General features: G+C 61.2%; 15 protein-coding genes. 7 read left to right on the top strand and 8 right to left on the bottom strand.

Annotated elements, in window-relative coordinates; translation table 11 throughout:
• Positions 1-50: 50 nt before the first annotated feature.
• Positions 51-428 (bottom strand): histone-like nucleoid-structuring protein MvaT, encoded by a 378-nt coding sequence (gene mvaT, locus PS14A_RS19345; RefSeq protein ID WP_016773476.1) that lies wholly within the window; start codon positions 426-428, stop codon positions 51-53.
• 336 nt (positions 429-764) lie between these two features.
• Between mvaT and purU the strand changes: the two genes are divergently transcribed.
• On the top strand, positions 765-1,613 hold the full coding sequence (purU, locus tag PS14A_RS19340; protein WP_016773477.1) for a formyltetrahydrofolate deformylase: 849 nt from the start codon (positions 765-767) through the stop codon (positions 1,611-1,613).
• A gap of 81 nt (positions 1,614-1,694) precedes the next feature.
• A complete protein-coding gene (locus tag PS14A_RS19335; protein WP_212616990.1) occupies positions 1,695-1,871 on the top strand; it encodes a hypothetical protein in 177 nt (58 codons plus the stop codon).
• Here the strand turns inward: PS14A_RS19335 and PS14A_RS19330 are convergent.
• The 4 genes from PS14A_RS19330 to PS14A_RS19315 all read right to left on the bottom strand — a co-directional run bounded on the left by PS14A_RS19330 (position 1,855) and on the right by PS14A_RS19315 (position 6,810).
• Complete coding sequence (locus tag PS14A_RS19330) at positions 1,855-2,853, bottom strand: lysylphosphatidylglycerol synthase transmembrane domain-containing protein (RefSeq protein ID WP_137214015.1); 999 nt, start codon at positions 2,851-2,853, stop codon at positions 1,855-1,857. The two genes, PS14A_RS19335 and PS14A_RS19330, sit on opposite strands and share 17 nt — an antisense overlap.
• Positions 2,850-3,620, bottom strand: a complete 771-nt coding sequence (locus PS14A_RS19325) for a polysaccharide deacetylase family protein (protein WP_212616989.1) — start codon at positions 3,618-3,620, stop codon at positions 2,850-2,852. Before PS14A_RS19325 ends, PS14A_RS19330 begins: the two co-directional genes overlap by 4 nt.
• A complete protein-coding gene (locus PS14A_RS19320; RefSeq protein WP_212617052.1) occupies positions 3,613-4,704 on the bottom strand; it encodes a glycosyltransferase family 1 protein in 1,092 nt (363 codons plus the stop codon). Before PS14A_RS19320 ends, PS14A_RS19325 begins: the two co-directional genes overlap by 8 nt.
• A 216-nt stretch (positions 4,705-4,920) precedes the next feature.
• Entirely contained in the window at positions 4,921-6,810 is a 1,890-nt protein-coding gene (locus tag PS14A_RS19315; RefSeq protein ID WP_212616988.1) for a methyl-accepting chemotaxis protein, read from the bottom strand.
• Between the two features lie 186 nt (positions 6,811-6,996).
• On the opposite strand from PS14A_RS19315, the gene PS14A_RS19310 reads away from it, so the two are divergent.
• Positions 6,997-8,484, top strand: coding sequence for a helicase HerA-like domain-containing protein (locus PS14A_RS19310; protein ID WP_212616987.1), 1,488 nt, complete (start codon positions 6,997-6,999; stop codon positions 8,482-8,484).
• 90 nt (positions 8,485-8,574) lie between these two features.
• Here the strand turns inward: PS14A_RS19310 and PS14A_RS19305 are convergent, their stop codons facing one another.
• Positions 8,575-9,030, bottom strand: a complete 456-nt coding sequence (locus PS14A_RS19305) for a DciA family protein (RefSeq protein WP_110646619.1) — start codon at positions 9,028-9,030, stop codon at positions 8,575-8,577.
• Between the two features lie 308 nt (positions 9,031-9,338).
• On the opposite strand from PS14A_RS19305, the gene secA reads away from it, so the two are divergent.
• From secA to PS14A_RS19285, 4 genes are all read left to right on the top strand, one after another.
• Positions 9,339-12,080: a preprotein translocase subunit SecA gene (gene secA / locus PS14A_RS19300; RefSeq protein ID WP_130910013.1), complete on the top strand. Its 2,742-nt coding sequence runs from the start codon at positions 9,339-9,341 to the stop codon at positions 12,078-12,080.
• Positions 12,081-12,202: 122 nt separating this feature from the next.
• Entirely contained in the window at positions 12,203-13,420 is a 1,218-nt protein-coding gene (gene argJ / locus PS14A_RS19295) for a bifunctional glutamate N-acetyltransferase/amino-acid acetyltransferase ArgJ (protein WP_134176729.1), read from the top strand.
• Positions 13,421-13,598: 178 nt separating this feature from the next.
• Entirely contained in the window at positions 13,599-14,231 is a 633-nt protein-coding gene (locus PS14A_RS19290; RefSeq protein ID WP_212616986.1) for a glutathione S-transferase family protein, read from the top strand.
• Positions 14,228-15,172, top strand: coding sequence for a Nudix family hydrolase (locus PS14A_RS19285; protein WP_212616985.1), 945 nt, complete (start codon positions 14,228-14,230; stop codon positions 15,170-15,172). Before PS14A_RS19290 ends, PS14A_RS19285 begins: the two co-directional genes overlap by 4 nt.
• 122 nt (positions 15,173-15,294) lie before the next feature.
• On the opposite strand, the gene PS14A_RS19280 is transcribed toward PS14A_RS19285, so the two are convergent.
• Positions 15,295-15,879 (bottom strand): cob(I)yrinic acid a,c-diamide adenosyltransferase, encoded by a 585-nt coding sequence (locus PS14A_RS19280; RefSeq protein ID WP_137214007.1) that lies wholly within the window; start codon positions 15,877-15,879, stop codon positions 15,295-15,297.
• 3 nt (positions 15,880-15,882) lie between these two features.
• Positions 15,883-17,919: a HAMP domain-containing sensor histidine kinase gene (locus PS14A_RS19275; RefSeq protein ID WP_212616984.1), complete on the bottom strand. Its 2,037-nt coding sequence runs from the start codon at positions 17,917-17,919 to the stop codon at positions 15,883-15,885.
• Positions 17,920-17,961 lie beyond the last annotated feature (42 nt).

Genomic DNA, 17,961 nt, shown 5'->3' with positions numbered 1-17,961 from the left:
CGCAAGCTGGCGTTCTTTTGTTCGCGGATCGCTCGGCGAAATGTTGCGGCTTAGCCCAGCAGGGTAGCCCAGCCTTCAACCACGTCGCCGCCCCACTTGGCTTTCCACTCTTTCAGAGTCTTGTGGTTGCCACCTTTGGTTTCGATCACTTCACCGTTGTGCGGGTTTTTGTATTGCTTAACTTTGCGCGCGCGCTTGGTGCCGGTAGTTTTTACTGCGCCGCCACGTGGAGCCTTGGATTTGGCTTCAGGATCCAGCAGCGCGATGATGTCACGCAGCGACTTGGAGTATTCACCCATCAGCGTGCGCAGTTTGCCTTCGAATTCCAGTTCGGCTTGCAGTTTGTCGTCTTCGGACAGGTTCTTCAAACGGGCTTGCAGCTCTTTGATAGCTTCTTCGGTGGCGCGATATTCGTTGATCAAGGACATGAGTACTACCTTTTGTAGAATGCTGAATGACAGGGGACAGTGCCGCAATAATAGTCAGGCTGTTTCATCAAGTAAACATTTAGATCGGCTTTTTATTTAAATGAGTTACAGGAGTTAGCCGTCAATTGAATGTTCAGTTAAATAATGTGATGCAGTCAGCACAGATATTTACAGTTGTCTGACAAAAGCCTCGCTAAAGCGTCACGGTCTTGACGAAGGCCCGCGTCAGAAAGCCGTTTCGCCGAGCTTCGTTGCGCCCGGCGCGCATGCGTACTGCAGTTTTCCTGCGCAGTCGCTAGAATGGCGGCCTTTGTGAAGTTCTGGAGTTTCCCCCTCATGCGCACTTTTCGGCTGGTGATATCTTGCCCGGACCGCGTTGGCATCGTTGCCAAAGTCAGTAATTTTCTGGCCTCTCATAACGGCTGGATCACCGAAGCGAGCCACCACTCTGACAATCAAGTGGGCTGGTTCTTCATGCGTCACGAAATCCGTGCCGATTCCCTGCCGTTCGGTATCGAAGAGTTGCGCGAGAAGTTCGCGCCGATCGCCGAAGAGTTCTCGATGGACTGGCGCATCACCGACACCGAGCAGAAAAAGCGCGTGGTGCTGATGGCCAGCCGCGAATCCCACTGCCTGGCCGACTTGCTGCACCGCTGGCACAGCGACGAACTGGATTGCGAAATCTCCTGCGTGATCTCCAACCACGACGACCTGCGCAGCATGGTCGAGTGGCACGGCATCCCTTACTACCATGTGCCGGTCAATCCGCAGGACAAGCAACCTGCATTTGACGAAGTGTCGCGGCTGGTCAAGCAGCATGACGCCGAAGTGGTGGTGCTGGCGCGCTACATGCAGATCCTGCCGCCGGACATGTGCCGCGAATACGCGCACAAGGTCATCAACATTCACCACAGCTTCCTGCCTTCGTTCGTCGGCGCCAAGCCGTATCACCAGGCGTCCCTGCGCGGCGTCAAGCTGATCGGCGCAACCTGCCATTACGTGACCGAAGAGCTGGACGCCGGCCCGATCATCGAGCAGGACGTGGTGCGTGTCAGCCACAGTGACAGCATCGAAGACATGGTGCGTTTCGGCCGTGACGTCGAGAAGATGGTGCTGGCCCGCGGCCTGCGTTATCACCTCGAAGACCGCGTGCTGGTGCACGGCAACAAGACGGTTGTGTTCTGATCGAGCACGCCACGCTTGAAAAACCAAGGGCCTGGGCGTTGAATCGTCCAGGCCCTTGTCATTTGAGCCCGAGGAAAAGCCATGAGCGATCCACTGGACAAAGCCACTTCAAAAGCGCCCGCCACCCTTGGTGAAGGTTGCCTGAGTCGTTACGACCCGGAGGACATGAGCCCGGACGACGGCACCGAATTCCCCGGCGCCGCCGAGCTTTGGGAGCAATTCCAGCAAGAGCAGGACGAACCTAAGAAGCCTGCCTGACGTTCATCAGCTTCTTCAGCAACGGCTTGCCCAGCATCAACACGAACACCGGCCCGCCAACCAGCAGATAGAAGTAATACGTCACCACCCGCCAGATCAGGATCGCCGCCGCTGCGGTGGATTTGCCCACCATCGGCGCGAGCAACGCGGCCGAGGTCAATTCCGCCGCTCCCGCGCCGCCGGGTAACAAACTGAACTGGCCGGCGCCCAGCGAGAGCATCTGCACCAGAAAACTCCATGCCCACTGCAAGTCGGCACCGAGCCCACGCAAGGCCAGATACAAGACGCTGTAGCGCAGCAGCCAGTGCACGCAGGTCAGGGCAAACACCTGAACCAGCGTCTGCCAAGGCAACTTCAAGGTATCGGTAAACGCCGCGAGAAAGTGCAGCAACTTGCGCGCCCAGCGTCGGCGAGTGCGCGCCGTGACATTCATTCCCGCCAACAGCCGCCCGCTCAGGCGGATCAATGCGCGGTGATAACGCGCAATCAATACGCAACTGAACAAACCGCCGAACAGCGAAACGGCGCTGACCGTCAGAAGCCATTCAAGACGATCGCTCAGGTGCTGGAACAGCGCGTAAATCAGGATCCCGCTCAGGGCGCAGAGAAAGAACAGCAGATCGCTGAGCTGATCCATGGCAAACACTGCGCTGCCCCGCGCCGGACGCACGCCGCAGCGCGCCAGCAACGCCATAATGGTTAGCGGCCCGCCGCTGCCGCCAGGCGTTGCGCAGTAGGCGAACTCGGCTGCCATCACCACGCCGAGACTTTTCAACGGCGCGACCTTTTCGCGCTGATCGCCAAGCAACAAACGCAGGCGCAGCGTATTGATGCCCCAGCACAGCAGGATCATGCCGAACATGATCAACAGCCAGTTCAGCGGAAAACTGCGCAGGCGCGACCAGGTTTCGCCGCCGCCGAGCAGCACCGGAATCAGCACCGCTGCCAGCAGGCCGATCAGCAACAACAGGCTGCGCTTCATGCTGCGCGTTCCAGCTGACCGCGCTGTCGGGCGAGCCAGTCGATCTTGGTCAGCGGCACGCGTCCCTCCGCCAGCAGGCGTTGCAGCGTGTGCAACCAGTAATCGCGAGAAAACCGGTGACGCATGTCCACCGGATGCAGGCCCAGACGAATCACCGATGCCTCGCGCCAGCGCTGTTCACGCTGGTCGCTGACGATTTTCGACAAGCCACGACGCCAGGCACTGCGCGAACTCCACACCAGCCCCGGTGCATCTATGGCGCTGAAGTCGGGCAAGCGATAAAGATGCTGCGGATCGCTGGTGTAGCTGAGCGGTAATTCGCGCAAAGCCTGGCGCGTGCCGTCGCTCATCAGCCAGGCCGGGGCGACGAAGCCGTGCACCGGCCAGTCGTAGCGCTGAAACATTTCCAGACCGGCGTGCAGGCGGGCGAGGGCTGCTTCGCGGGACAAACGGTAGAACTCGCCTTCATGGGTGTAGACCCGGCGCATGAACCAGTCGCGCGGGGTGTTCGGCAGGGGTTCCTGATCGTCGTGGTAATAACCGTGCAGCGCCAGTTCATCGCCCCGGGCGACACGGGCATCGAGTACTCGGCGAAACGCAGGGTTGGCATCAAGGGAATCGTGGCGATGGAAGTCCGGCACCACCAGCCAGGTCATCGGCACATTGCCTAGCGCATCGACGGCCTCGACGAAGGGCTGGTAATCCGCCCAGGTCGAGGGCGCCACATCATGCAACACCAGGCAAACAGCTTTCATTTCTTCAACCATTGGCCACCCGTGGCAGCGTATGGCCAAGCACGGCGTGGTAGTGGCTGAGCAGACTGTCGACCACGGTGTCCCAGGCGTAATGCCGTTCGACGTGCTGGCGCGCCTGTTGACCGAGGCGGGCGCAACCGCGACTGAACAGCTCGCGCACGGCATTGGCCATGGCCTGCGGATTATTCGGTGCACAGAGCAGGCCGCAGGAATCGTTGACGATCTCTTCAAACGCCCCGGCCGCCACCGCCACCACGGGAATGCCGCAGGCCATGGCCTCAAGGATGACCAGCCCGAAGGTTTCCTGGTCGCCGGCATGCAGCAGCGCATCGGCGCTGGCCATGAGCCGCGCGACTTTTGGCGCCGGGCAGAATTCATCGATGACGCTGACGTTGTCCGGCACCGCAGCGGGCATCGACGAGCCGACCAGCAGCAAGTGATAGCGCGGGCCGAGGCGTTGCATGCACTTGAGCAGCACCGGCAGGTTTTTCTCCTTGGAACCGCGCCCGGCAAAGATCAGCAGGCGGGTGTCTTCAGCGATTCCCAGTTCGGCACGCAGGCCGGGGTCGCGGGCGTCAGGATGGAAGGTGTGCAGATCGACGCCCAGCGGCTGCACATGAACATTGCGCACGCCAAGCCCGGTGAGCTTGTCAGCCATGACCTGGCTCGGCGCGAGCACACGATCGAAATTGCCGTACAGACGAGTCACGTAAGCCTCGACATTCGGCGTGACCCAATGGCCCATGCGATTGCCCGCCAGCAGCGGCAGATCCGAGTGATAAAAGCCGATCACCGGCACATCCAGCTGCCGCCGCGCATCCAGCGCCGCCCACGCGGTGAGGTAGGGATCGCCGACTTCGATCAGGTCCGGCTGCAAATCCTGCAGGACGTTTCGCCAAGGCGCCAGGCGCAGGGGGAAGCGATAACCTTTGCCGAAGGGCAGGGCGGGCGCTGGGACCGTGTAGATACCGTCATGTTCACCCAGTCGTGCGCCGGGGATCAGCAGGCTGTGACGAATGGCGTTGCGGTCGCCGAGGCGACGGTGTTTGGCATCCAGATAAGTGCGTACGCCTCCGCTGGCCGGGGCGTAGAACATGGTGATGTCGGCGATATGCACGGTGAGCAACCCTCCGCTGTGTTGTTCTCCCTTGGTTGACCGTTATCCAGAATAGATGTTCGGTCGGGATTGCGCGGTGGGGTGTCAGTCGGGTTTCGTTGAAAGGTAGATATTCGCGAGCAGGCTCGCTCCCACAATGGAATGCATTTTCCCTGTGGGAGCGAGCCTGCTCGCGAAGTGGCCAGTCGCCGCAGCTTAAATCCTGAAGCTGCCCACCAGTTGCTTGAGACGCGAAGCCTGCTGCTCCAGATCCGAACACGCGCGCAATGTCGCTTGCAGGTTCTCGACACCCTCCTGGTTCAGCGTATTGATCTCGGTAATGTCGACGTTGATCGACTCGACCACCGCAGTCTGTTCCTCGGTCGCGGTCGCCACCGACTGGTTCATTCCGTCGATCTCGCCGATGCGCTGGGTCACGCTGTTCAGGCGTTCGCCGGCGAGGTTGGCGATCTCGACGCTGTCCTGACTGTGGCGCTGGCTGTCGCTCATGGTGCTCACCGACTCCCGGGCGCCGACTTGCAGTTCCTCGATCATGGTCTGCACCTGTTGCGCCGATTCCTGAGTGCGGTGCGCCAGATTGCGCACTTCATCGGCCACCACGGCAAAACCACGTCCGGCCTCACCGGCACGCGCCGCTTCGATCGCCGCGTTCAGCGCCAACAGGTTGGTCTGCTGGGAAATGCTGGTGATCACTTCGAGAATCTGGCCGATGTTGACGGTCTTGCTGTTCAGCGACTCGATGTTGGTGCTCGACGCGCTGAGCATGCTCGACAGTTGGTTCATCGCCTTGATGCTGCGCTCGACCACTTGCTGGCCATCCTCGGCCAGACCCCGGGCGTCGCTGGCCTGATTCGATGCTTGGGCAGCGTTGCGGGCGATTTCCTGGGCGGCGGCGCCGAGCTGATTGATCGCGGCGGCAACACTGCTGGTGCGCGAGGCTTGCTGATCGGAGTTGTACATCGACGAATTCGACGCAGCGACCACGCGCAGGGCGACTTCGTTGACCTGGCCGGTGGCCGAGGACACTTCGCGGATCGAGCCGTGAATGCGCTCGACGAAGCGGTTGAACGCGGTGCCGAGGATGCCGAATTCATCGTTATTGACGATGTTCAGGCGTTTGGTCAGGTCGCCCTCGCCGTCGGCGATGTCTTCCATGGCGCGGGTCATCACGTGCAGCGGCTGAATCAGCAGGCGGATGAGCATGCCGAGCAGGGCAATGATGATCGCCACGGCAATAATGGTCGCGATCACTGCCGAGGTGCGGAATTCGCTGAGCATCGAGTAGGCCTGATCCTTGTCGATCGACAGACCGATGTACCAGTTCACCGACGGCAGGCCCTTGATCGGGGCGAAGGTGACGATGCGGGTTTTGCCATCAACCGTCACTTCGCTGAAATCGCTGCTGATGCGCGGGGTGTCCTGCGGGTAGGCTTCTTTGAGCGACTTCATCACCAGGGCCTTGTCCGGATGAACGAGGATCTTGCCGTCAGCGCTGACCAGGAACACGTAGCCCATGCCATCGAAATCCCGTGCGGCGAGGGTGTCGACCAGCGATTGCAGGCTGAGGTCGCCGCCGACCACGCCGACGCTCTGCCCGGCCTTTTTCGACGCGGTGGCGATGGAGATGATCAACTGGCCGGTGGCCGCATCGATGTAGGGTTCGGTCAGGGTTGAAGTGCTGCTGCTTTCGGCGCCTTTATACCAAGGGCGTACGCGCGGATCGAAACCGTCCGGCATTTTCACGTCCGGGCGGATGGTGAAGTGCCCGGTGGCATCGCCCAGATAGGTGGCCATGAACGTCGAAGTCAGGCTTTTCTGTTCGAGCAGGCTGGCGACCGTGGCAGGTTCCGGGTTGATGGCGATGTTCTGCGCGGCGTTCTCGATCAGCAGAATGCGCCCGCTGAGCCAGGTCTGGATGTTGCCGGCGGTGACCTCGCCCATTTCATTGAGGTAGTTGTTCAGATCATCGCGGATCGCATTGCGTTGCAGCCAGTCGTTGTACAACGTGAACGAGGCGAAAGCGGCAATGACGATGAGCGCGGCGGCAAGCAAAATCTTATGGCTGAAGCGCAGGTTTTTGTTCATGGCTTGGGGTTCCGCTAAGGTCTTAATGTCCTGGGCGTGCTTTGATAGAGACGCGCACTATGGGCAAGGTTGAAAAACTGATATTTCCGGCTCTCCTTAGGGAAATGTCCGACCCGATTTTCTGATGGGTCTATCCAATTTATGTATCGGCCATGTGTCATCAAAGATTAACCATTGGGTGAGAAAATGCCTGACTCTTCGCAACTCGTTATCGGCGCTGATCCGGCCGCGCAACCCATCGCTCAGGCCATGCGCCTGGCCAACCGCCACGGGCTGATCGCCGGCGCTACCGGCACCGGTAAGACCGTGACATTGCAGCGTCTGGCCGAAGCGTTCAGCGACGCCGGTGTCGCGGTGTTCGCCGCTGACATTAAAGGCGACCTGTGCGGCCTAGGTGCTGCCGGCAACCCGCAGGGCAAAGTGGCCGAGCGCATCGCCGGCATGCCCTGGCTCGGTCACACGCCGCAGGCTTATCCCGTGACTCTGTGGGACATCCACGGTGAGTCCGGACATCCGCTGCGCACCACCCTGAGCGAAATGGGCCCGCTGCTGATCGGCAGCCTGCTCGAGCTGACCGACAGTCAGCAGTCGGCGTTGTACGCGGCTTTCAAGGTGGCGGATCGCGAAGGCTTGCTGTTGCTGGATCTCAAGGATCTGAAAGCGCTGCTCAATCACCTCAAGGACAATCCGCAGCTGCTGGGCGAAGACGCGGCGCTGATGACCACCGGTTCCAGCCAGGCGCTGCTGCGCCGCTTGGCGACACTGGAACAGCAGGGCGCCGAAGCCCTGTTCGGCGAGCCGGCGCTGCAACTCGAAGACATTCTGCAACCCACCGCCGATGGGCGTGGACGCATCCATCTGCTCGACGCCAGTCGGCTGGTGCACGAGGCGCCAAAGGTTTACGCAACGTTCCTGCTGTGGCTGCTGGCCGAGTTGTTCGAGCAACTGCCCGAGCGCGGCGATGCTGACAAGCCGCTGCTGGCGCTGTTCTTCGATGAAGCGCACTTGCTCTTCGGCGACACGCCCAAGGCGTTGCAGGAACGCCTGGAGCAAGTGGTGCGTTTGATTCGTTCCAAGGGTGTTGGCGTGTATTTCGTCACCCAGTCGCCGGCGGATCTGCCGGATGACGTGCTGGCGCAGTTGGGCTTGCGCATTCAACACGGCCTGCGTGCGTTCACCGCCAAAGAGCAGAAATCCCTGCGGGCAGTGGCGGATGGCTTTCGGCCGAATCCGGCGTTCGACAGTCTGTCGGTGCTGACTGAGTTAGGTATTGGTGAGGCGCTGGTCGGCACGCTGACCGAGAAGGGCACGCCGGAAATGGTCCAGCGTGTGCTGGTGGCACCGCCGCAATCGCGGATCGGTCCGCTGACCGAAACCGAGCGCACCGTGCTGATCGCCGGCTCGCCGTTCAAGGGGCGCTATGACAAGCCGATCGATCGCGAGTCGGCCTATGAGATCTTGATGGGACGCAAAGGGCTGGCGCCCGAGGCTGAAACACCAGCGGGCAAAGCGGCGGCCGAAGAGCCGAGCCTGGCTGACCGCGCGGGAGAATTCCTCGGCACGGCGGCAGGGCAGGCGTTGAAATCGGCGATGCGTCAGGCGGCCAATAATCTCGGCAAGCAGTTGGTGCGCGGGTTGATGGGGTCTTTATTGGGCGGCAGCAAGCGCCGCTAAAAGCAAAGATCGCAGCCTTCGGCAGCTCCTACAGTTGAAATGCATTCATTCTGTAGGAGCTGCCGAAGGCTGCGATCTTTTGATTTTGCTTCAGGCTTTACCTTTGGCATGCGCCGCCAGCCGCTCCAGCGCCGCGCGCAATCCCGGATCGCTGATCCCGTCGGCCGTCGACTGAATCGTCTCCGCCGCACTGCTCGACAGATCCATCGTGTGCCCAACCGCCCGGTGCTGAATGATCGGCGGGCGCACGCTGAATTTGATCCGCGTCAGGTTGGCGAACTCTTCGAACAATTGCAGCTGCCGTTGCAGGCGTTTCTGCTGATAGCGCAGGCGCGTCGCCCAATGGCCGTCAGTGACCACCAGCGACAGCTCGCCTTCGCGCCATTTGGCCACCCGGCAATGCTCGCGGGCGGCCGGTTGCAGCTGGCTTTCGAGCAGGCGCTGCAAATGCTCCAGGCGCTGGGCATGGCCGAGGATGGCTTTGAGCGGTTTGGCTTCACGTAACAGAACGGCGGGTGCTCTGGCCGTGAGAGGGCGAAACGCCATGATCGAACACCTGAAGGAACAGAGGCGCCATGGTAGCAGAAAGCTGCGGAACCTCTGGGCCATTGCTTTTGTCCCTGATTTGCTCATTAAATCAACGCCTGACTTCTTTCCCCCGACGGGTTGAAGTTGAGCAAAACGCCCCTATTTTAAGTGAGCCCCGTCAAAGCGCAGTGCCAGCATCGTGGAACATCGCCACTTTCCTCACCACCGTTTCCGGGTAGAATGCTCGTTCGCATGCGGCCATGAGGGCTGCACGGGCGACTCACGGGGCCGCCCTCCATCCCTTTAGTGTGGAAGATCCTGCCGATATGTTTGCGCCTTTGTTAAAGAAACTTTTTGGAAGCAAGAACGAGCGTGAAGTCAAACGCATGCTCAAGACGGTGCAGCTCGTCAATGCCTTCGAAGAGCAAATGGTGGCCCTTTCGGACGATCAATTGCGCGCCAAGACCGCCGAGTTCAAGGCCCGTATTGCCAAAGGGGAAACCCTCGACAAGCTGTTGCCGGAAGCCTTCGCCGTCGCCCGCGAGGCTGGCAAGCGCGTGATGGGCATGCGCCACTTCGACGTACAACTCGTCGGCGGCATGACCCTGCACGAAGGCAAGATTGCCGAAATGCGCACCGGTGAGGGCAAGACCCTCGTGGCCACCCTGGGTGTTTACCTCAACGCACTGTCCGGCAAGGGCGTGCACGTTGTGACCGTGAACGACTACCTGGCCCGCCGTGACGCCAACTGGATGCGCCCGCTGTATGAATTCCTCGGCCTGACCGTCGGCGTCGTGACGCCGTTCCAGCCGCCGGAAGAGAAGCGCGCCGCCTACGCCGCCGACATCACCTACGGCACCAACAACGAATTCGGTTTCGACTACCTGCGCGACAACATGGCGTTCAGCATGGATGAAAAATTCCAGCGCGAACTCAACTTTGCCGTGATCGACGAAGTCGACTCCATCCTCATCGACGAAGCGCGTACCCCGCTGATCATTTCCGGTCAGGCCGAGGACAGCTCCAAGCTGTACACCGAGATCAACAAACTGATCCCGCAGCTGGAACTGCACGTCGAGGAAGTCGAAGGCCAGGTCACCAAGGCTGGCCACTACACCGTTGACGAAAAGACCCGTCAGGTCGAACTCAACGAAGCCGGTCACCAGTTCATCGAAGAAATGCTCACCCGCGTCGGCCTGCTGGCCGAAGGCGAGAGCCTGTACTCGGCGCACAACCTCGGTCTGCTGACCCATGTCTACGCCGGTCTGCGTGCGCACAAGCTGTTCAACCGCAACATCGAATACATCGTCCAGGACGGTCAGGTCGTACTGGTCGACGAACACACCGGTCGTACCATGCCGGGTCGTCGTCTGTCCGAAGGCCTGCACCAGGCCATCGAAGCCAAGGAAGGCCTGAACATCCAGGCCGAGAGCCAGACCCTGGCCTCGACCACCTTCCAGAACTACTTCCGTCTGTACACCAAGCTGTCCGGCATGACCGGTACCGCCGACACCGAAGCGTTCGAATTCCACCAGATCTACGGTCTGGAAGTCATGGTCATCCCGCCGAACAAGCCGTTGGCGCGTAAAGACTACAACGACCTGGTGTTCCTCACCGCCGAAGAGAAATACGCGGCGATCGTGGCCGACATCAAGGAAAGCATGGCGGCCGGTCGTCCGGTGCTGGTGGGTACCGCGACCATCGAGACCTCCGAGCACATGTCCGCATTGCTCGTCAAAGAAGGCATCGAACACAAGGTTCTCAACGCCAAGTTCCACGAAAAAGAAGCCGAAATCATCGCGCAGGCCGGTCGTCCGGGTGCGCTGACCATCGCCACCAACATGGCCGGTCGTGGTACCGACATCCTGTTGGGCGGCAACTGGGAAGTGGAAGTCGCTTCGCTGGAAAACCCAACCCCTGAGCAGATCGCCCAGATCAAGGCCGACTGGCAGAAGCGTCACCAGCAGGTGCTGGAGTCCGGCGGCTTGCAGGTCATCGCTTCCGAGCGTCACGAATCGCGCCGTATCGACAACCAGCTGCGTGGCCGTGCCGGCCGTCAGGGCGATGCCGGTTCGAGCCGCTTCTATCTGTCGCTGGAAGACAGCCTGATGCGCATCTTCGCCTCTGACCGGGTGAAGAACTTCATGAAAGCTCTGGGCATGCAGCCGGGCGAAGCGATCGAACACCGCATGGTGACCAACGCGATCGAGAAGGCGCAGCGCAAGGTTGAAGGCCGCAACTTCGACATCCGCAAGCAACTGCTCGAGTTCGACGACGTCAACAACGAACAGCGTAAAGTGATCTATCACATGCGTAACACGTTGCTGGCCGCCGACAACATCGGTGAGACCATCGCCGATTTCCGTCAGGACGTGCTCAACGCTACCGTCAGCGCGCACATTCCGCCGCAATCGCTGCCAGAACAGTGGGACGTTGCCGGTCTGGAAGCGTCGATCGAAAGCGATTTCGGCGTGAAACTGCCGATCCAGCAATGGCTCGACGAAGACGATCACCTGTACGAAGAAACCCTGCGCGAGAAGCTCATGACCGAGCTGATGGCGGCGTACAACGAGAAAGAAGATCAGGCCGGTGCCGAGGCGCTGCGCTCGTTCGAGAAGCAGATCGTCCTGCGCGTACTCGACGACCTGTGGAAAGACCACCTGTCGACCATGGATCACCTGCGTCACGGCATTCACCTGCGTGGCTATGCGCAGAAGAACCCGAAGCAGGAATACAAGCGCGAGTCCTTCACGCTGTTCTCCGAGCTGCTCGATTCGATCAAGCGCGACTCGATCCGCGTGCTCTCGCACGTTCAGGTGCGTCGCGAAGATCCGGAAGCCGAAGAGCAACGCCTGCGTCAGGAAGCCGAAGCACTGGCGGCGCGCATGCAGTTCGAACACGCCGAAGCGCCTGGGCTGGATCAGCCGGAAGCGTTGGGTGAAGAGGTCGATGTGGCACTGGCCACCGCCGCTGCCCCGGTTCGCAACGAGCAGAAGCTGGGCCGCAACGAACTGTGCTACTGCGGTTCGGGCAAGAAATACAAGCATTGCCACGGGCAGATCCAGTAAAACCCGTTTCAATCGCTGAACACCCCGCGCCGCGACCGGCTCCTGCCGTCGCGGCGTTTTGCCATTTATCCCACCGTCCTTTCCCGTGGCGGTGCTGACATCATTGAGTAAGGAGCGCATTCATGGCTGTTGGTCTTGGTCCTTTGCCAACGTTGCACCCGGTTGCCGGTTTTGAACTCGGTATCGCCTCGGCCGGCATCAAGCGCCCGGGGCGCAAGGATGTAGTGGTGATGCGCTGTGCTGAAGGTTCGACCGTGGCTGGCGTGTTCACCCTGAACGCGTTCTGCGCCGCGCCGGTGATCCTGGCGAAAAAGCGCGTGCACAATGCCGTGCGGTACTTGCTGACCAACACCGGCAATGCCAACGCCGGCACCGGCGAGCCTGGCTTGGCGGCTGCCGAGCGCACCACCGCTAAGTTGGCCGAGCTGACCGGCGTCGATGCCAGTCAGATTCTGCCGTACTCCACTGGCGTGATCGGCGAGCCGCTGCCGGTCGAGAAGATCGAAGGCGCGCTGCAAGCTGCGCTGGATGATCTGTCGGAGAATAACTGGGAAGCCGCCGCCACTGGCATCATGACCACCGACACGCTGCCGAAGGGCGCCAGCCGCCAGTTCGAGCATGACGGCGTGACCATCACTGTCACCGGCATCAGCAAAGGCGCCGGCATGATTCGCCCGAACATGGCGACCATGCTCGGTTACATCGCCACTGACGCCAAAGTCTCCCGCGACGTGCTGCACAACCTGATGCTCGACGGTGCGAACAAGTCGTTCAACCGCATCACCATAGACGGCGACACCTCGACCAACGATTGCTGCATGCTGATCGCCACTGGCAAGGCCGCGCTGCCTGAGATCACCCGCGCTGAAGGCGAGCTGTTCGCCAAGCTGAAGCAAGCGGTGTTCGAAGTGTGCATGGACGTCGCCCAGGCCATCGTGCGTGACGGCGAAGGCGCGACCAAGTTCGTTACCGTTGAAGTGAATGGCGGCGGCAACCACCAGGAATGCCTGGACGTCGGTTACACCGTGGCCCATTCGCCGCTGATCAAGACCGCGCTGTTTGCCTCCGACCCGAACTGGGGCCGCATCCTTGCCGCCGTCGGCCGTGCGGGTGTGCCGGACCTGGACGTGAGCAAGATTGATGTATTCCTCGGCGACGTGTGCATCGCCAGCCGTGGCGCCCGCGCCGCGACCTACACTGAAGCCCAGGGCTCGGCGGTGATGCAGCAGGAAGAAATCACCATTCGCATCGAACTGGGGCGCGGCGATTGCAGCGAAACCATCTGGACCACCGACCTGTCGCATGAGTACGTGAAGATCAACGCTGAATACCGTACTTGATTCAAGGTGTGGGAGTGGGCTGCCGGCCTCTTCGCGAGCAAGCTCGCTCCCACAGTGGTTACGGCCGTTCGCAAATGTTGTGTACACCTCAGAACCTGTGGGAGCGAGCTTGCTCGCGAAAGCGGAGGTTGCGACACAATAAATCTTGAAGTTTCCTCTGACGAAAAGGCGCCACACCATGTCCCTGCACCTGATCATCGGCGACAAACTGCTTTCCTCCTGGTCCCTGCGTGCGGCACTGGCGCTTGAACTGAGCGGCGCACCCTACAGCGAAGAGCTGATCAAGCTCGGCAAGCCCGACACCCGCGAGCGTCTGCTCAAGCACTCGCCGACCGGCAAGGTGCCGCTGCTGCAAACCGCCCGTGGCACGATTGCCGATTCGCTGGCCATCGCTGAATACCTCGCTGAGCAGTTTCCGTCCGAGCAACTCTGGCCGAGCGATACCTTCGCCCGTGCCCAGGCCCGCTCGGCCTGCGCACAGATGCACAGCGGCTTCTTCGCCATGCGCAATCACATGCCGTTCAACCTGAGCCAGGACGCACCGCTGAACCCGGTGCCGCCAGAAGTGAAGGTCGATATCGAACGCATGCTCGCGCTATGGGCCGAATGCCGCGCGGCGGCGACGGAAGAGGGGCCTTACCTGTTCGGTCGTGTCAGCCTCGCCGACGCTTTTTTCGCGCCGATCGCTGTGCGCCTGCGCACCTATCAGGTGAAGTTGCCGGCAGTCGACGAAGCTTATGTTGAAACCGTCTACCAATGGCCCGCCTTCAAAGCGTGGCAAAAGGCTGGACTGGAGGAATTGAACCCGTGAAACGCGTCCACGTCGCCGCTGCCGTCATTCGTGACGGCGCCGGCAAAATCCTTATCGCCCGCCGTGCCGACACCCAGCATCAGGGCGGCTTGTGGGAATTTCCCGGTGGCAAGGTCGAGGCTGACGAGTCGGTCGAATCGGCACTGGCTCGTGAGCTGCACGAAGAGCTGGGCATCGTCGTTGATGCTGCCCGCCCGCTGATCAAGGTTCGCCACGATTACCCGGACAAACAGGTGTTGCTGGATGTCTGGGAAGTCTCGGCATTCAGCGGCGAACCCCACGGCGCGGAAGGTCAGCCACTGGCTTGGGTCACTGCCAGGGAATTGATCAACTACGAGTTCCCGGCGGCCAATCAGCCGATCGTCGCGGCGGCGCGCTTGCCTGCCGAATACCTGATCACTCCGGAAGATCTGGAAGGCCCGGCCTTGTTGCGCGGCATCCAGAAGGCGATCGCCGGCGGAATCAAATTGATCCAGCTGCGCGCACCCAACGGCTACGACCCGAAATACCGTGATCTGGCGGTCGATGCGGTGGGCCTGTGTGCGGGCAAGGCACAGTTGATGATCAAAGGGCCGTTCGAATGGCTCGGCGATTTCCCATCTGCCGGTTGGCACATCACCGCTGCGCAACTGCGTAAATACGCAGCGGCAGGGCGTCCGTTGCCGGCGGAGCGCTGGCTCGCGGCGTCGTGCCATAACGCTGAAGAGCTGGCGCTGGCCGAGCAGATGGGCGTCGACTTTGTCACCCTGTCGCCGGTGCAGCCGACGCTGACGCACCCGGATGCACAGCCGTTGGGGTGGGAGCAGGCGCAGGCGTTGATCGACGATTTCAGTAAACCGGTGTTTCTGCTCGGTGGAGTAGGGCCGGCGGAACGCGAGAAGGCTTGGGGTGTTGGGGCTCAGGGTGTGGCGGGGATTCGGGCGTTTTGGCCAGAAGCTTGATTCTCGATTGAGGCTAGCGGCCTCTTCGCGAGCAGGCTCGCTCCCACAGTGGATTGCATTTCTTCAGTCAGAACGCAGTCAAATATGGGGGCGAGCCTGCTCGCGAAGCGTCCTGACAGGCGCTACTTTCCTTCAGGTTTCGCAGCCGGCTGCCAGAGAATCTCCGCGACTCCCTGCCGCCGCGCAATCAACCGCGCCACAACAAACAGCAAATCCGACAACCGATTGATATACGCCAGGCCAACCCCGGCCAATGGCTCAATCGAGTTCAAATGCTGACAGCGGCGCTCGGCACTGCGCGCCAGACTGCGGCAGACATGTGCCTGCGCAATCAACATCGAACCACCTGGCAAGATGAAGTTCTCCAGCGGCCCCAGCTCTTCATTCCACACATCAATCGCCGCTTCCAGACGCTCGATTTCAGCCTCGTTCAGTGCCTGATATTCAGGCATCGCCAACTCGCCGCCCAGGTCGAACAAGCGATGCTGACACGGCGCCAACACCTCAATGATTTCATTCAGCCCCGGATGCAACTCTCGCTCGGCGATCAAACCGGCCAGCAGTACGCCGACCTGACTGTTCAGCGTATCGACCTCGCCGATCGCCTCGATGCGCGGGTGATCCTTGGGAACGCGGCGGCCGTCACCGAGGCCGGTTTCGCCTTTATCGCCGGTGCGGGTGTAGATCTTCGACAAGCGAAAGCCCATGGGTTACCTCGGTAGTGAATTGGTTTCGGTGGTCAACGGCGCAGGTTGCGCCAGCGGCAGACGCAGGGTGAAGCAAGTGCCCTGGCCGGGCGCCGACTGCACTTCCATCTGGCCCTTGTGATTGTTGGTGATGATGAAGTACGACACCGACAGGCCCAGGCCGGTGCCTTGGCCGATTTCCTTGGTGGTGAAGAACGGCTCGAAGGTACGCTTGCGCACGCTCTCGCTCATGCCGATGCCGTTGTCCTCGACCTGAATCTCGGCCCACGGCGGATTGAGCCTGGTGCGCAGAATGATCCGCCCCGGCTCGCTGTCGTCTGCGCGCTGGTGAATCGCCTGAGCGGCGTTTTTCAGCAGATTGAGCAGCACCTGTTCCAGCTCGTTGGCGGTGCCCGGCACCGGACCGAGGGCCGGGTCGAACTGACGAATGATCGCCTGGCCCTTGAAGTCGAAGCCGATGGCCAGGTCGAAGTCGTTACCGGCGATTTCCACGGCTTGATCAATCAATGCCGGCAGATCGCACGGCGCCATTTGCCGGGTGCTGCGGCGGCTGAAGCTGAGCATGTGCGTGACGATCTTCGCCGCGCGGGCGCCGGCCTGCTGAATGCCGTCGAGCAGTTGCGGGACTTCGCGGCCTTGCAGGTAGCGGTTCACAGTGTCCAGTTCGATGCCCAGTTGTTCGGCAGTTTCGATGTTCTTCGGCAGATCCGCCGACAGACGCCGACGAATGTTCTGCACGTTGTGCAGTATCGCGCCAAGCGGGTTGTTGATTTCATGGGCCATGCCGGCCGCAAGGCCACCGACCGAGAGCATCTTCTCCGACTGCACCATCATTTCTTCCAGCGACAGACGCTGGGTGATGTCATCGATACGGATCACCACGCCACGCCCGGCACCGCCCATCAGCGGATAAAACGTCAGCGCGTAATGCTTGGGTTCATCGTCCTTGAACCAGGTCACCCGATCGACTTTAGCCACGGTGTGCTGTTCGACGGTGGCCTTGAGTTGCGGCAAAAACGGCTTGAGCGGTTCGAAGGCGAGGAAGATCGGCTGATTCAGCGCCTCGTCCAGGCGCGTGCCGGAGAGCGCGCTGGCCTCTTGGTTCCACTGGGTGACGTAAAGCTGCTCGTCGAGAGCGATGAGCGCCGACGGCATCGAGTCGATGATGCTGTTGAGATAATTCTGGAAGCCGGTGAGTTTCTTCTCGATCTTGCTGCGCACCTGGACTTCCAGCTCCAGTTTGCGGTTGGTGTGGCGGGTTTCCTCGGCCAGCCCCTGCGCCTGATCGTAGGCGGCCTGCGAGTCGTCGCGGGCGCGTTTGAGCTGCTGCTCGCGGGCTTCGATGCGCGAAAGCATGGTGTTGAACGCCTCGGCCAGACTGCCGATTTCGTCATGGTTGCCGCGTGCAGCGCGCAGGGCGTAATTTTCTTCGCGGGTGACCTGCCGGGACAATTCCTCAAGCTGATGAATCGGCCGGGTGATCAGGCGCTTGATCTGCCGGGCAATCACCAGCCACAGCAGTACGCTGAAGATCAGGATACCGAGGCTGGCGGTCAGGGTGCCGGTGTAGAACGCCATCGGCAGTTCGCTGCTGGCCACCAGCAGCAGATGCCCAGGTGCGGCGCCGGGGCGGGGCAGGGTGATCAGTTGATTGCTGCGAAACTCGGTGAGTTGCCACGCTTCGACGTGGCGGTAACGCTCGGGGAGACTGAGTTTTTCGCCGCGCTGCACTTGCGCCAGGCGTTCGCCCTTGCCGTCGTACAGGGCGGCGGCGCGCAGCGGTGAATAACTGTCAAGTTCCTTGAGCAGGCGCTCGGCGCTGCGCGGCGACTCCAGCGCATCGCTGACCAGACTCGGGTTGGCGATCAGCCGGCCGATGGTCTGCAAGGCCTGTGGCGCCATGCTTTCCTGAGAAATGTAATAGGCGGCGCTGATAAAGGTCAGGTTGGCGACCAGCAGAACCGTGGTCAACAACACCAGCAGGGCGGCCAGCAGTTTCTGGCCGACCGGCAGGTTTTCAAGGCGCTGGCGCAATGGCATCAGGTTTATCGCAGCAGGGGAACAAGTCGTCAGCCTAGCGGC

The organism is Pseudomonas sp. 14A, from assembly GCF_018132745.1.
GTDB classification, from domain to species: Bacteria; Pseudomonadota; Gammaproteobacteria; order Pseudomonadales; family Pseudomonadaceae; genus Aquipseudomonas; species Aquipseudomonas mercuritolerans.
Note: the sequence above shows the minus strand (reverse complement) of the source record. Positions and strands in the feature narration are given on the sequence as shown.

What these genes read in the sequence shown, in the direction of transcription:
- mvaT (WP_016773476.1), bottom strand. Translation starts at nt 428, where the DNA reads ATGTCCTTGATCAACGAATATCGCGCCACCGAAGAAGCTATCAAAGAG.
- purU (WP_016773477.1), top strand. Translation starts at nt 765, where the DNA reads ATGCGCACTTTTCGGCTGGTGATATCTTGCCCGGACCGCGTTGGCATC.
- PS14A_RS19335 (WP_212616990.1), top strand. Translation starts at nt 1,695, where the DNA reads ATGAGCGATCCACTGGACAAAGCCACTTCAAAAGCGCCCGCCACCCTT.
- PS14A_RS19330 (WP_137214015.1), bottom strand. Translation starts at nt 2,853, where the DNA reads ATGAAGCGCAGCCTGTTGTTGCTGATCGGCCTGCTGGCAGCGGTGCTG.
- PS14A_RS19325 (WP_212616989.1), bottom strand. Translation starts at nt 3,620, where the DNA reads ATGGTTGAAGAAATGAAAGCTGTTTGCCTGGTGTTGCATGATGTGGCG.
- PS14A_RS19320 (WP_212617052.1), bottom strand. Translation starts at nt 4,704, where the DNA reads ATGTTCTACGCCCCGGCCAGCGGAGGCGTACGCACTTATCTGGATGCC.
- PS14A_RS19315 (WP_212616988.1), bottom strand. Translation starts at nt 6,810, where the DNA reads ATGAACAAAAACCTGCGCTTCAGCCATAAGATTTTGCTTGCCGCCGCG.
- PS14A_RS19310 (WP_212616987.1), top strand. Translation starts at nt 6,997, where the DNA reads ATGCCTGACTCTTCGCAACTCGTTATCGGCGCTGATCCGGCCGCGCAA.
- PS14A_RS19305 (WP_110646619.1), bottom strand. Translation starts at nt 9,030, where the DNA reads ATGGCGTTTCGCCCTCTCACGGCCAGAGCACCCGCCGTTCTGTTACGT.
- secA (WP_130910013.1), top strand. Translation starts at nt 9,339, where the DNA reads ATGTTTGCGCCTTTGTTAAAGAAACTTTTTGGAAGCAAGAACGAGCGT.
- argJ (WP_134176729.1), top strand. Translation starts at nt 12,203, where the DNA reads ATGGCTGTTGGTCTTGGTCCTTTGCCAACGTTGCACCCGGTTGCCGGT.
- PS14A_RS19290 (WP_212616986.1), top strand. Translation starts at nt 13,599, where the DNA reads ATGTCCCTGCACCTGATCATCGGCGACAAACTGCTTTCCTCCTGGTCC.
- PS14A_RS19280 (WP_137214007.1), bottom strand. Translation starts at nt 15,879, where the DNA reads ATGGGCTTTCGCTTGTCGAAGATCTACACCCGCACCGGCGATAAAGGC.
- PS14A_RS19275 (WP_212616984.1), bottom strand. Translation starts at nt 17,919, where the DNA reads ATGCCATTGCGCCAGCGCCTTGAAAACCTGCCGGTCGGCCAGAAACTG.